Source organism: Pseudomonas sp. PSPC3-2 (assembly GCF_049897085.1).
GTDB classification, from domain to species: Bacteria; Pseudomonadota; Gammaproteobacteria; order Pseudomonadales; family Pseudomonadaceae; genus Aquipseudomonas; species Aquipseudomonas paraveronii.
Genome location: NZ_JAFCVO010000002.1, coordinates 17323 through 30606, shown reverse-complemented (window position 1 = coordinate 30606; position 13284 = coordinate 17323). Strand labels below are relative to the sequence as shown.

At 60.1% G+C, this 13284-nt stretch carries 17 protein-coding genes; 11 read left to right on the top strand and 6 right to left on the bottom strand.

The genetic code is table 11. From position 1 onward, the window contains the following. Window positions 1-71: 71 nt before the first annotated feature. Window positions 72-635: an alkyl hydroperoxide reductase subunit C gene (ahpC, locus tag ACP7CJ_RS05130; RefSeq protein ID WP_276192902.1), complete on the bottom strand. Its 564-nt coding sequence runs from the start codon at window positions 633-635 to the stop codon at window positions 72-74. 133 nt (window positions 636-768) lie between these two features. Next, on the bottom strand, window positions 769-1701 hold the full coding sequence (locus tag ACP7CJ_RS05125) for a site-specific integrase (protein ID WP_426099750.1): 933 nt from the start codon (window positions 1699-1701) through the stop codon (window positions 769-771). Between the two features lie 169 nt (window positions 1702-1870). On the opposite strand from ACP7CJ_RS05125, the gene ACP7CJ_RS05120 reads away from it, so the two are divergent. Continuing rightward, complete coding sequence (locus tag ACP7CJ_RS05120) at window positions 1871-2878, top strand: DNA-binding protein (protein WP_276192900.1); 1008 nt, start codon at window positions 1871-1873, stop codon at window positions 2876-2878. Here the strand turns inward: ACP7CJ_RS05120 and gorA are convergent, their stop codons facing one another. Together gorA and galU are read right to left on the bottom strand one after the other, a co-directional pair. Beyond that, the gene (gorA, locus tag ACP7CJ_RS05115) at window positions 2879-4237 is read right to left on the bottom strand and encodes a glutathione-disulfide reductase (protein WP_276192899.1); all 1359 of its coding nucleotides are present in this window, start codon (window positions 4235-4237) and stop codon (window positions 2879-2881) included. It lies immediately after the preceding gene. Between the two features lie 105 nt (window positions 4238-4342). Beyond that, window positions 4343-5182 (bottom strand): UTP--glucose-1-phosphate uridylyltransferase GalU, encoded by an 840-nt coding sequence (gene galU / locus ACP7CJ_RS05110; RefSeq protein WP_003212579.1) that lies wholly within the window; start codon window positions 5180-5182, stop codon window positions 4343-4345. Window positions 5183-5492: 310 nt separating this feature from the next. Here galU and ACP7CJ_RS05105 point away from each other — a divergent pair, with 310 nt between their 5' ends. Both ACP7CJ_RS05105 and ACP7CJ_RS05100 read left to right on the top strand, forming a co-directional pair. Further along, complete coding sequence (locus ACP7CJ_RS05105) at window positions 5493-5678, top strand: hypothetical protein (protein WP_247402407.1); 186 nt, start codon at window positions 5493-5495, stop codon at window positions 5676-5678. Between the two features lie 144 nt (window positions 5679-5822). Next, complete coding sequence (locus ACP7CJ_RS05100) at window positions 5823-6104, top strand: YgdI/YgdR family lipoprotein (RefSeq protein ID WP_247402404.1); 282 nt, start codon at window positions 5823-5825, stop codon at window positions 6102-6104. 11 nt (window positions 6105-6115) lie between these two features. Here the strand turns inward: ACP7CJ_RS05100 and ACP7CJ_RS05095 are convergent, their stop codons facing one another. Both ACP7CJ_RS05095 and ACP7CJ_RS05090 read right to left on the bottom strand, forming a co-directional pair. Beyond that, window positions 6116-6346, bottom strand: coding sequence for a hypothetical protein (locus tag ACP7CJ_RS05095; protein ID WP_276192897.1), 231 nt, complete (start codon window positions 6344-6346; stop codon window positions 6116-6118). A 251-nt stretch (window positions 6347-6597) separates the two neighbouring features. After that, window positions 6598-6948 (bottom strand): hypothetical protein, encoded by a 351-nt coding sequence (locus tag ACP7CJ_RS05090; RefSeq protein ID WP_276192896.1) that lies wholly within the window; start codon window positions 6946-6948, stop codon window positions 6598-6600. A 213-nt stretch (window positions 6949-7161) separates the two neighbouring features. On the opposite strand from ACP7CJ_RS05090, the gene ACP7CJ_RS05085 reads away from it, so the two are divergent. The 8 genes from ACP7CJ_RS05085 (at window position 7162) to modC (ending at window position 13278) form a co-directional block, all read left to right on the top strand. Continuing rightward, complete coding sequence (locus ACP7CJ_RS05085; RefSeq protein WP_276192895.1) at window positions 7162-7464, top strand: DUF1883 domain-containing protein; 303 nt, start codon at window positions 7162-7164, stop codon at window positions 7462-7464. Window positions 7465-7490: 26 nt separating this feature from the next. Then, the gene (locus ACP7CJ_RS05080; protein ID WP_276192894.1) at window positions 7491-7655 is read left to right on the top strand and encodes a hypothetical protein; all 165 of its coding nucleotides are present in this window, start codon (window positions 7491-7493) and stop codon (window positions 7653-7655) included. A 4-nt stretch (window positions 7656-7659) separates the two neighbouring features. Next, window positions 7660-8325 carry a DNA oxidative demethylase AlkB gene (gene alkB / locus ACP7CJ_RS05075; protein WP_426099749.1) on the top strand — a complete coding sequence of 222 codons (666 nt, stop codon included), beginning with the start codon at window positions 7660-7662 and terminating at the stop codon, window positions 8323-8325. Between the two features lie 75 nt (window positions 8326-8400). Beyond that, on the top strand, window positions 8401-9447 hold the full coding sequence (ada, locus tag ACP7CJ_RS05070; protein ID WP_426099748.1) for a bifunctional DNA-binding transcriptional regulator/O6-methylguanine-DNA methyltransferase Ada: 1047 nt from the start codon (window positions 8401-8403) through the stop codon (window positions 9445-9447). Between the two features lie 119 nt (window positions 9448-9566). Then, window positions 9567-10625 carry an NAD(P)H-dependent flavin oxidoreductase gene (locus tag ACP7CJ_RS05065; protein WP_426099747.1) on the top strand — a complete coding sequence of 353 codons (1059 nt, stop codon included), beginning with the start codon at window positions 9567-9569 and terminating at the stop codon, window positions 10623-10625. Window positions 10626-10744: 119 nt separating this feature from the next. Next, window positions 10745-11512, top strand: coding sequence for a molybdate ABC transporter substrate-binding protein (gene modA, locus ACP7CJ_RS05060; RefSeq protein WP_426099746.1), 768 nt, complete (start codon window positions 10745-10747; stop codon window positions 11510-11512). Then, window positions 11513-12193, top strand: coding sequence for a molybdate ABC transporter permease subunit (gene modB / locus ACP7CJ_RS05055; RefSeq protein ID WP_276192889.1), 681 nt, complete (start codon window positions 11513-11515; stop codon window positions 12191-12193). A 5-nt stretch (window positions 12194-12198) separates the two neighbouring features. Further along, window positions 12199-13278: a molybdenum ABC transporter ATP-binding protein gene (gene modC, locus ACP7CJ_RS05050; RefSeq protein WP_426099745.1), complete on the top strand. Its 1080-nt coding sequence runs from the start codon at window positions 12199-12201 to the stop codon at window positions 13276-13278. Window positions 13279-13284 lie beyond the last annotated feature (6 nt).

The window sequence follows — 13284 nt, the reverse complement described above, 5'->3', positions numbered from 1 at the left end:
TCGCCCGGGCGTTTTTGAGGGCGGCTGCAGCTTACTTAGGTGCGGAATCCCGCCCTTGATGTGTCACAGACTTAGATCTTGCCGACCAGGTCCAGAGACGGAGCCAGGGTGGCCTCGCCTTCTTTCCACTTGGCTGGGCACACTTCGCCTGGGTGGGCAGCGACGTATTGAGCAGCTTTGATTTTGCGCAGCAGCTCGGAAGCGTCACGGCCAACACCGCCGTCGTTCAGTTCAACGATCTTGATCTGACCTTCCGGGTTGATCACGAAAGTACCGCGATCTGCCAGGCCGGCGTCTTCGATCAGCACGTCGAAGTTGCGGGAGATGGTCAGGGTTGGGTCGCCGATCATGGTGTACTGGATCTTGCCGATGGCTGGCGAGGTGTTGTGCCAGGCAGCGTGGGCAAAGTGGGTGTCGGTAGAAACGCTGTAGATCTCGACGCCCAGCTTCTGGAATTCGGCGTAGTTGTCAGCCAGGTCTTCCAGCTCGGTTGGGCAAACGAAGGTGAAGTCGGCCGGGTAGAAGAACACTACCGACCATTTGCCTTTCAGGTCAGCGTCAGACACGTCTACGAAGTTGCCGTTTTTGTAGGCGGTCGCTTTGAACGGTTTTACTTGGCTGTTGATGATAGGCATCGTTGACTCTCCGTCAGGGGTTAGTAAGTTGATGAGATGAATCCTACCCACTCTTGCGGCCGATGGCTCATTGGCAAACCTGATGCTCGCGATTGGCTTTCTCTATCAACTGACAGTATTAATAGAAGAAACCTCAAATCAGCGGCTGGGTGGCCAGGGTCATGCCAAGAAAGGGCGTCGCTTCAACATAGCGCATGGCGGATTTCATGTCGCTCCAGCCGACGTAACTCATCAACGACTTCAAATCCCAACCGCTGCGATGAGCCCAAGTGGCAAAGCCCCGGCGCAGGGAGTGGCTGGTGTATTGCTCGGCCGGGATGCCCGCGCGCTCCAGGGCCTGGCGCAACAGCGGGATCACGCTGTTGGGGTGCAACCCCGCCTCGCCCACGTTGCCCCAACGGTCAATCCCGCGAAACACCGGGCCGCGGACCAGCGCCGAGGCGCTGAGCCATTCGCTGTAGGCCTGCACCGGGCATAGCCGCAGCAATGCCGGGGTTTGGTAGGTCTTGCCAACGTTGTCGCGGTCGCTTTTGCTGCGCGGCAGGTACAGGCTGATGCCAGCCCCGGGCACGGCCTGAACGTGCTCGATGCTCAATCGGCACAACTCATCACTGCGAAAACCTCGCCAGAAGCCCAGCAGGATCAACGCGCGGTCACGTTTGGCGCGCAGCAGTCCGGCGGGGTCACGGGCTTCGCTCGCCGCTCGCGCCTCCCCTTCCAGGCATGCCACCACCTGCTCCAGGTGCTTGAGCTGCAATGGCTCTGCCTGCTTCTCTCGCGCAGGGTGCACGGCGCGAATCCCCTTGAGCACCTGGCGCACGACTGACGCCTTGGTCGGGTCGGGAAAGCCCTGGCTCGTATGCCACTGCGCCAACGCTGAAAGCCGCAGCTTCAGGGTATTCACCGCCAACACCCCCGCATGCGCCACCAGGTAACGCGCCACGCTGTCGCTGGTGGCGGGCAGGAATCCGCCCCAGCTCACCTCGAAGTGCTCGATGGCTGCGCGATAACTGCGGCGCGTGTTATCGCGGGTAGCGGCGTTGAGATAACGATCCAGATCGCTCATGAAGGCCTTTCCGTACTGCTGAGGGGCGTACTCACGGCTAAAACCGCACTGACACGGGATAATACGCCAATATCCCATCTGTTAGATCATGATTTTTAACCGATGACTATTGGTGTTATAGTATGTATATACATACCATGTACCACAGTACTAAATCGACGGAGACCCCATGGCTCGTGGCGGCATAAACAAAGCAGTCGTTCAAACGGCACGCCTGGCGATCCTCGCCCGCGGCGAAAACCCCAGCATTGATGCGGTACGCATCGAAATGGGTAATACCGGCTCGAAAACCACGATTCATCGCTACTTGAAGGAACTGGACGAGAGTGAAACGCGGCAAACCATCACCGAAGCGCCCATCGACGACGAACTGGGCGAACTGGTGGCGCGGCTCGCCCAGCGCCTTAAAGACAAAGCCCAGGAGCCGATTGACCTGGCCGTGGCGAAATTTGAGCAACAGAAAACCGCCCTGCTCGGCCAACTCGAAACGCTGCAAACAGCCCATAAGCAACTGCAGCAGCAATTCGATATCCAGGCCGCGGCCCTAGCCGACGAAAGCGCGGCCCTGCAAACCGCCAGCACCAGCCTGCAGACCGAGCAAACCCGTAACGCCGGGCTAAGCCAGGCGTGCAGTGACTACGAGTTACGCATCAGCGACAAGGACGAACAGATTCGCTCGCTGGAAGATAAACACCTGCACGCTCGGGATGCACTGGAGCATTACCGCAACGCAATCAAAGAGCAGCGCGAACAGGAGCAACGACGCCACGAAGGCCAGGTGCAGCAGGTTCAGGCGGAACTGCGCCAGGCCCAGCAGAGCGCAATGGTGCGCCAGGACGAGATCACCCAGTTGCACCGCGACAACGAGCGCCTGCTGATCGAGCATCGAGTAACCGTGAAGGAGCTGGCGGCATTGCAGGAGCAAGTGCGCAAGGACCAGGCGCAGCAACTCAAACTGAGCGAACAATTGAAGCAGATCGACAGCGAACGTGCCCTGCTTCAGGAGCGCCTGCGGGTCGCGGTGCAGGAGAGCCAGTCGCGCCAAGCCGCGCTGAGCGAATTTCAGCAGACCAACAAGACACTGGAGCTGGACCTGATCAAGGCCCAGACCAGCATTGAGGCGTTGCGCCTGACGGTCGCCATTGCAGCAACCGCCGAGGCAACGGCCAGCACCTGATCAGTCGGCCACGGGCGTGCGCATGGTGACGAACTCTTCCGCCGCCGTCGGGTGTACGCCAATGGTTTCATCAAAGTGCTGCTTGGTCGCGCCCGCCTTGAGCGCGATCGCCAAGCCCTGCACGATTTCCCCGGCGTCCGGGCCGACCATATGGCAACCCAGCACCTTGTCGGTGTCGGCGTCGACCACCAGTTTCATCAGGGTCTTCTCCTGGCAGTCGGTCAATGTCAGCTTCATTGGCCGGAAACGGCTCTCGAACACGGTCACCTTATGGCCTTTGCTCTTCGCGTCCTCCTCGCTCAGGCCGACCGTACCGATGTTCGGCAGGCTGAACACCGCCGTCGGGATCATCGCGTAGTCCACCGGGCGATACTGCTCCGGCTTGAACAGGCGGCGCGCCACGGCCATGCCTTCGGCCAGGGCCACCGGGGTCAACTGCACGCGACCGATCACATCGCCAATCGCCAGGATCGACGATTCGGCGGTCTGGTACAGGTCATCCACCTCGACAAAACCGCGCTTATCGAGTTTGACCCCAGTGTTTTCCAGGCCCAGGTTATCCAGCATCGGCCGGCGGCCGGTGGCGTAGAACACACAGTCCGTTTCCAGCACGCGCCCGTCTTTGAGGGTGGCCTTGAGGCTGCCATCGGCTTGCTTGTCGATCCGCTCGATATCGGCATTGAACTGCAGATCCAGGCCGCGCTTGGTCAGTTCTTCCTGCAGGTGCTTGCGCACCGCACCGTCAAAACCGCGCAGGAACAGGTCGCCGCGATACAGCAAAGACGTCTGCGCACCCAAGCCATGGAAAATTCCGGCGAATTCAACGGCGATATAGCCACCGCCCACCACCAGCACGCGCTTGGGCAATGCCTTGAGGAAGAACGCTTCATTGGAACCAATCGCGTGCTCATGCCCCGGAATCTGCGGAATCTGCGGCCAGCCGCCGGTCGCGATCAGGATGTGCTTGGCCGTGAAGCGCTCGCCATTGATTTCCACCTGATGCGGATCGACCAGTCGCGCATGCCCTTCGTGCAGGGTCACGCCGCTGTTGACCAGCAGGTTGCGATAGATGCCGTTGAGGCGGTTGATCTCGCGGTCCTTGTTGGCGATCAGGGTCGCCCAGTCAAAGTTCGCTTCACCCAGGGACCAACCAAAACCGCTGGCCTGCTCGAAATCTTCGGCAAAATGCGCGCCGTAGACCAGCAACTTCTTCGGCACGCAGCCGACGTTCACGCACGTGCCGCCCAGATAGCGGCTTTCCGCCACGCCCACTTTGGCGCCAAAACCAGCGGCAAAGCGCGCAGCACGAACACCGCCGGAACCGGCGCCAATCACATACAGGTCAAAATCGTAGGCCATTTCACTCTCCTCGGCAGGCAATCAGCATACCGACTTAGTTGGGGCTGAAAAACGAAAAAGCCACCCGAAGGTGGCTTTCTCTCACAACAGACGGGCAACCGTGAATCAGTAAGCCTTGCCGGTCTTGTAGAAGTGCTCGTAGCAGAAGTTGGTCGCTTCGATGTAGCCTTCGGCGCCACCGCAGTCAAAACGACGACCTTTGAACTTGTAGGCGATCACGCAACCGTCTTTGGCCTGCTTCAACAGGGCGTCGGTAATCTGGATCTCGCCACCCTTGCCCGGCTCGGTTTCTTCGATCAGCTTGAAGATGTCCGGGGTCAGGATGTAACGACCGATGATCGCGAGGTTCGACGGGGCATCTTCAGGCGCTGGCTTCTCGACCATGTCACGCACGCGGATCAGGCCATCGCCGATATCGTCGCCGGCGATAACGCCGTACTTGTTGGTTTCTTGAGGATCAACCTCTTGAACCGCGACGATGGTGCAACGGTACTTCTGGTACAGCTTGACCATCTGGGTCAGCACGCCGTCGCCTTCCAGGTTCACACACAGGTCATCCGCCAGTACCACGGCGAACGGTTCGTCACCGATCAGCGGGCGGCCGGTCAGGATGGCGTGGCCAAGGCCTTTCATCTGGGTTTGACGGGTGTAGGAGAACGAGCACTCGTCGAGCAGCTTACGGATGCCGACCAGGTATTTTTCCTTGTCGGTGCCTTTGATCTGGTTTTCCAGCTCGTAGCTGATGTCGAAGTGGTCTTCCAGCGCGCGCTTACCACGGCCGGTAACGATAGAGATTTCATTCAAGCCGGCATCCAGTGCCTCTTCGACGCCGTACTGAATCAGTGGCTTGTTCACCACCGGCAGCATCTCTTTGGGCATGGCTTTGGTCGCTGGCAAGAAGCGAGTGCCGTAACCGGCTGCTGGGAACAAGCATTTCTTGATCATATGGGTCCTTACAAAGGGCTGTGCGTACGGAATTCGGCGCAGTCTAATCAGGCCGCAGTCACCTTACAATGGGTCCTGCTGGCGTTGCGATGTCATCATAGAGAAAAAATGTCCGCGTAAGTTCCGCTAATCCTACGAAGAGCGGCACAAACGGCACGACAAAAACAACGTTGCCCTCTGGTTTAAAATGGGCTGAGACCCTTTTAGCACGCTTTTGCGCCTCAAACATTGACCTGGAATAACTTGGGCGGGGGCGCGACAATTGGCGCTATCATTACGCCCTTGAACCAGACCACGAGATTGTTAATAGATGTCAGAACCCAAAGGCGTAAACGGCTACCTGATCACGCAGCGTGCGGACGGTTGGCACTTGATCAACTTCCACGGAGACAGCGTTGCCGGCTCGTTCGCGACCGAACGCGAAGCTGTTGCGGTAGCCGAAGTGTTTGTAGATGAAGCGGGTCACGCGTCGAGCAAGCGGCCAAAGGGCAAGTAAGCCTGCAAGCCCTGCGCACAAAGCCCCGGTGACCGGGGCTTTTTTGTGTTTGTCATGTACCTACATGGCCGTTCGCTATAATCTTCCGCAAACGCCCCACGACAGTGTCCGCGCACCCCTCCAACATCCTGACGACGACCCCACATGAACAAGATTCTGGCACTCACCGCGGTACTGGCGCTCACCGGCTGCACCACCACCTCTGACGTTTATCTGAAAAACGGTGAACAGGGGCTGACGATCGACTGCTCGGGTGAAGCCAACTCCTGGGCCGGTTGCTATGAAAAGGCCGATGCGTCCTGCGCCGGCACTGGTTATCGCATCGTCGGCACCGAGGGCACGCCCGCCCTGAGCGAAGATGACAAGACCCTGGGCAAAGACGTGGGCAACTTCAAGAGCCGCAGCGTGGTCGTGGTCTGCAAGTAAGCGCTGCGGCCTTACATGTGAATTTCGGCAGACTTGATACCCAGGCTGCGAATCGTCTCGATCAGGTCATCCAGACGCTGGAACGACTCCACTTCATCCTGATCATCCACCAGGAAAAAGCTGCGACCGCCGCTTTTCTTGAAGAATACGATCCACTCTCCCAGATCAGCGGGATTCTGGATGATATGGGTGGCCGAGATCTGACCTTCGGCATGGCGGGCTTTGACGTGTTCACGTTTCATGACAGAGTTCCAGAAAAAGACAAATGCCGCGCAAACCCAGGGTTTGAGCGGCATTTTTTGTAGTGCATGGCCGACAGTTTAACGGATACCCTGCCCGATGAGCACGCCGTCTACTGTTTGACCATAGAGATTGACCCCGTCATTGGCGTGAACTTATGCACGACGGGACAACACGCAAAAAAAGCCTGACACCGCAATGGCAGGTCAGGCTTATTTATCGGATTCAAGCGTGCCGTGTGAAATGCACCGCCTCAACCGGAAATGCAGTCTTCCCCGGCCTTCTTCACATCGCCAGGACGGATCGGCACATTGGACATGCTCTCGTAGAGCTTTATGCTGCTGCCACTGGAGCGTTCTTCAATCTCGAAAATAGCCGACGGGCCAGTGGAGAATTTCTGCGGCACAATCACCTGCACGCCGTCTTTATGAGGCTCAATCTGCGGCGGCCGGCGGGTAGTCGACAATTTACGCACCACACAGGCGGCATATTCCTGCGGTTTTTTCCCTGAAATGACCGCCAAGGTCGGGGGGGTCTGCTTGATATCTGCAACCGAAGCACACCCAGCTATCGCCAAGGCCAGAACCAACACACTCCACTTCATATAAAACCTCCGATAAAGATCCTACGACAGCGGGGATGGTAATTTTCTCCCGCCCACGTAGGATTTATCTCTGATAACTCGGCAAATAACTGTTTTAAATTGTCGACGTCGTCGACGACGGCCCGATAATAAACGCGCTGGGGCTGATAAACTCTATCTTAACCTACGTATCGTTCTGATTTTTCAGAAAAAGCCCTTCTGGAGACACCCCCCATGAAATTCATCCACCAGCGTGAGCACCTCAACGAGGGAGACATTGTTGTCATCGAATGCTCGCAGACTTGTAATATTCGTCTGATGAGCGATGCGAATTTTCGCAGCTTCAAGAATGGCGGTCGTCATACCTACCATGGCGGCGCATTCGACAAGTTCCCCGCGAAAATCACCGCGCCCAGCACCGGTTTCTGGAACATCACCCTGGACGTTGTGACACGCCGCGCTATCAGCGTCACCCGCACACCTGCGCTGTCCCACAAGATCCGCATCGTTCGTCGCACCAACACCAAATTGAGCTGAGCCGAACACTCGACAGGAAAAAAGCTGTGACCACCACCAAATACGTCATCAAGTACAAGCTCAACGGCGAACGCCGCTTTGAGTTTGCTCAACTGCAAAGCAACAGCGTCGAAGAAGCCAAGCAGGTACTGGCGAAGATTCACGACGCCAGCGATGAGATCACTGACATCAACGTGAGCAAGGCGCTGTAAGCCCATGCCCGGCCCGACCGCCGACCTGTTTGCCGAAGACGCCCTGCAACAACCCGCAGGGCGCGAGCAGATTGGCGAACAGTCCCACGTTCTGAGGGGCTATGCCCTGCCCTACGTTGAACATCTTCTGCCAGCGTTGCGGCGTGTGCTGGCTCAGTCGCCGTTTCGGCAAATGGTCACACCCGGTGGTTTCACCATGTCGGCTGCCCTGAGCAGTTGCGGTGAGCTGGGGTGGACCACCGATCCCCGCGGCTATCGCTACACCGCGCTTGACCCGCGCAGCCGTCAACCCTGGCCAGCCATGCCCGAGACCTTGCGCCAACTGGCGGCACACGCAGCGGCCGACGCCGGGTTCAGCGAGTTTGTACCCGACGCCTGCCTGATCAACCGTTATGTGCCGGGGGCGAAGATGTCGTTGCACCAGGACAAGAACGAACGCTGCTACACCGCGCCGGTGGTTTCCGTGTCGCTGGGGCTGCCGGCGGTCTTCCTGTTCGGCGGCCATGCACGCAGTGACAAGCCGCAAAAAATCTCGTTGTTCCATGGCGATGTGGTGGTGTGGGGCGGGGTCGATCGCCTGCGTTTTCATGGCGTCATGCCGGTCAAGGGCGGCACGCATCCGATCATGGGCGCGCAACGCATCAACCTGACCTTTCGTACCGCCGGCTGATTTGACCGCAAACTTCAGAGTGCCAGGCCACTGCGACACGACTAATCTGGCCGTGACCCGTCATGAGAACAGCCAATGAATAACGAACATGACCCCCGTTGGGCGGCAATCCTCGCCCGCGATCCCCAGGCGGATGCGCTGTTTGTCTATGGGGTGAAAACCACCGGCGTGTATTGCCGTCCCAGCAGCGCCTCGCGCTTGCCGCGCCCGGAAAACGTCGAGTTCTTTGATACGCCCCGGCAGGCCGAGGCGGCAGGCTACCGCCCAAGCAAACGCGCAACCGGCGACCAGACGCAGCGCGCGGCGCGACACGCCGAGCTTGTCGCCAACGCCTGTCGGCAGATCGAACACGCCGAAACCCCGCCCCGCCTCGACCAACTGGCCCTGCGAGCCGGGTTGAGTCCGTTCCATTTCCATCGGGTGTTCAAGTCAGTCACCGGTCTCACCCCCAAGGGGTATGCCAGCGCCCAGCGCTCACGCAAAGTGCGTGAGGGGCTCAAGGGACGCAACACGGTGACCGACGTGCTGTATGACGCAGGCTTCAATTCCAACAGCCGCTTCTATGAATCGGCGGATCAACTGCTTGGCATGAAGCCAAGCGATTACAAAGCCGGCGGCACGAATACTCACATCCATTTTGCCGTCGGCCAGTGTTCCCTCGGCGCGATTCTGGTGGCGCAAAGTCATCGCGGCGTGTGCGCGATCCTCCTGGGCGACGAACCGGACGCGCTGGTGCGTGACCTGCAGGACCAATTCCCCAAGGCCGAACTGCTCGGCGCCGACCCGGCCTTCGAACAGTTGGTCGCCCAGGTGGTGGGGTTTATAGAAGCCCCCGCCCTGGGCCTGGACTTACCGCTGGATCTGCGCGGAACGGCCTTTCAGGAACGGGTGTGGCAGGCCTTGCGCGACATCCCGGTGGGCAGCACCGCCAGCTATGCGCAGATCGCCGAACGAATTGGCGCGCCCACATCCTTTCGTGCCGTGGCCCAGGCCTGTGGCGCTAACCGCCTGGCAGTCGCCATTCCGTGCCACCGGGTAGTGCGCAGTAACGGCGACTTGTCGGGCTACCGATGGGGCGTGGAACGCAAACGCCTGTTACTGGAGCGCGAGCGCGACGTCTAAAACAACGGGGCGCCACTGCACGAAACTCAGGCTGCGTCCAGTGAATAAAACAGACTGGCCGGGTGCCAAGTGCCCTGCTAAAACAACGAAAAATCTTACTACCGCTGGAGACGCATCCCATGAGCACCTGGCCAGACACGCGCATTCTCGACCTGTTGGGCATCGATGTGCCGATCATCCAGGCGCCCATGGCCGGTGCGACCACTGCGCAAATGGTCATCGCCTCCAACGAGGCCGGCGCGCTTGGCTCGATGCCGGCAGCGGCGCTGAGTATCGAGCAATTGCGCGAGGCTTTGGCCACTGTCCGCAAGGCCAGCACGCGGCCAATCAATGTGAATTTCTTCTGCCACCAACCGCCCGAAGCGGACGAAGCGCGTGATCGGCGCTGGAAGGACCTGCTGCAACCCTACTACCGCGAACTGGGCGCCGACTTTGATGCGCCGACGCCAGTAACCAACCGTGCACCGTTCAACGAAGACGCCTGCCAAGTCGTCGAAGCATTTCGCCCTGAGGTGGTCAGTTTCCATTTTGGCTTGCCGGAAAAGTCCCTGCTCGACCGCGTCAAAGCGACCGGCGCCAAGGTACTTTCGTCGGCCACAACCGTCGAAGAGGCGATTTGGCTGGAGCAGCATGGCTGCGACGCGATCATCGCCATGGGCATTGAAGCCGGCGGCCACCGCGGCATGTTTCTCCGCGACGACCTCAATAGCCAGATCGGCTTGATGGCGCTGGTGCCGCAGATCGTCGACGCTGTCAGCGTGCCGGTGATCGCCGCCGGCGGCATCGCTGACGCGCGCGGGATCACCGCCGCCTTCGCTTTGGGCGCCTGCGCCGTGCAGATAGGTACGGCGTACCTGTTCACCCCCGAAGCCACGGTCAGCCCCTCGCACCACCATGCATTGCGCCATGCCCAGGCCAGTGAAACCGCGCTGACCAACCTGTTTACCGGCCGACCGGCGCGGGGCATCGTCAACCGGGTGATGCGTGAGTTGGGCGCGATCAACCCATTGGCCCCGGCATTCCCCAGGGCCGGCGGTGCCTTAATGCCACTCAAGGCCAAGGATGAAGCGGGCTTCAGCAACTTATGGGCAGGCCAGGCGTTGCGCCTGGGTAAAGAGATAGGCACCTATGAGCTGACCCGCGAACTGGCCAAACAAGCGCTGGCGAAGCTCAAATAGACCCAACCGCTGTGGCAACTTTGCACTGTACCGGCAATGGCCAACCGCTATATATTCCCCTACATAGCGGTTGAGCCTTCTACCTATAACAAGCCGTACATTTCCTAAGGAGCTGCTTCATGACGATTCGCGCTTCACGCCTGGCCCCTACCGCCCTGGCCACCCTGATTGCTGCCTGCGCTTTGGGTCCGGCCCACGCCGATGAAGTCCAGGTGGCCGTCGCCGCCAACTTCACCGCACCCATCCAGGCGATTGCCGCCGATTTCGAGAAGGACACCGGGCACACGCTGGTCGCCGCCTACGGCGCCACCGGGCAGTTCTACACCCAGATCAAGAACGGCGCACCGTTCGAAGTGTTCCTCAGCGCCGACGACACCACCCCGCAAAAACTCGAGAGCGAAGGCGACACCGTCAAGGGGTCGCGCTTTACCTACGCCGTGGGCACCTTAGCGCTGTGGTCGGCGAAGGAAGGTTACGTCGACGCGAAGGGCGACGTCCTCAAGAAAAATGAATTCAAGCACCTCTCCATCGCCAACCCGAAAGCCGCGCCTTACGGCCTGGCAGCAACCCAGGTGCTGGCGAAGGAAGGTTTGACCGACAAGGTCAAGGACAAGCTCGTCGAGGGCCAGAACATCACCCAGGCCTATCAGTTTGTGTCCACCGGCAATGCCGAGCTGGGGTTTGTGGCCTTGTCGCAGATCTACAAAGACGGCAAAGTCACCAGCGGTTCGGCGTGGATCGTCCCAGCCTCCATGCACGACCCGATCAAGCAGGACGCGGTGATCCTCAACAAGGGCAAAGACAGCGCCGCTGCCAAGGCGCTGGTCGAGTACCTAAAAGGACCGAAAGCCGCTGCCGTTATCAAGTCCTACGGTTACGAGCTCTAAATGCCGCTATCGAGTGCCGATTTTTCCGCGATCTGGTTGACCATCAAACTGGCGTCACTGACCACGGTGATCCTACTGGTCATCGGCACTCCGATTGCCCTGTGGCTGTCGCGCACCCGCTCGTGGTGGCGCGGGCCTATCGGCGCGGTGGTCGCCCTGCCGTTGGTGCTGCCGCCCACGGTCATCGGCTTCTACCTGCTGCTGACGATGGGGCCCCATGGTTACTTCGGCCAGTTCACCCAATGGCTGGGCCTGGGCACCCTGACTTTCAGTTTCGCCGGGCTGGTGATCGGTTCGGTGATCTATTCCATGCCGTTCGTGGTGCAGCCGTTGCAAAACGCCTTCTCCGCCATCGGTACACGCCCATTGGAAGTGGCCGCGACCTTGCGCGCCAATCCCTGGGACACATTCTTCAGCGTGATCCTACCCCTGGCCCGCCCGGGGTTTATCACTGCGTCGATTCTCGGTTTTGCGCATACCGTCGGCGAGTTCGGCGTGGTGCTGATGATCGGCGGCAATATCCCGGACAAGACCCGGGTCGTCTCGGTGCAGATCTACGACCATGTCGAAGCGATGGAGTATGCCCAAGCGCACTGGTTGGCCGGCGCCATGGTGGTGTTCGCGTTCCTCGTGTTGCTGGCGCTCTACTCCCGCCGTACCACCAAGATGGGCTGGAGCTGATGTCGATGATTGACGTGCGCCTGCACCTTAAGTATTCCGCCTTTGCCCTGGAGGTGGACCTGCATCTGCCCGGGCGTGGCGTCACCGCCCTGTATGGGCATTCCGGCTCCGGCAAGACCACCTGCCTGCGCTGCATTGCCGGGCTGGAACGTGCTGCGGACGGGTTTGTCCAGGTCAACGATGAAGTCTGGCAAGACAGCCGCAGCGGGCTGTTCGTGCCGCCGCATAAACGTGCGCTGGGCTATGTGTTCCAGGAGGCGAGCCTGTTCCCCCATCTGTCGGTGCGGGCCAATCTGGAATTCGGCCTAAAGCGCATCCCGCGTGCGCAACTTCGCGTCGACATGGCCCAGGCCACCGAACTGCTCGGCATCGGTCACCTGCTTGAGCGGCATCCGCAGCACTTGTCCGGCGGCGAGCGCCAGCGCATCGGGATCGCCCGCGCGTTACTGACCAGCCCGCGCCTGTTGTTGATGGACGAGCCGCTGGCCGCCCTCGACAGTAAACGCAAGAGCGAAATCCTGCCGTACCTGGAACGCCTGCACGACGAACTGGACATCCCGGTGCTCTACGTCAGCCATGCCCAGGACGAGGTGGCGCGCCTGGCCGATCACATCGTGTTGCTCCGCGAGGGCAAGGCCCTGGCCAGCGGCCCCATCGGTGAAACTCTGGCGCGACTGGATTTGCCCTTGGCGTTGGGCGACGACGCGGGGGTGGTCATCAGTGGCACGGTGAGCGCTTACGACGCGCACTATCAGTTGCTGAGCCTGCAACTGCCCGGCAGCGCCTTACACATGCGTGTCGCCCATGCCCCGCTGGCCTTGGGCAAAGCCTTGCGAATCAAGGTCCAGGCGCGGGATGTGAGCCTCAATGTGCAGGCGGAAGAACACAGCAGCATCCTCAATCGCCTGCCGGTGACGGTCATCCAGGAGATTGCGGCGGACAACAACGCCCACGTGCTGGTGCGCCTCGATGCGGGCGGCACGCCGCTGCTGGCACGGATCACCCGCTTCTCCCGCGACCAGTTGCAACTGCACCCCGGCCAGACGCTATGGGCACAAATAAAAGCAGTGGCGGTGCTGGCGTAAGCCACG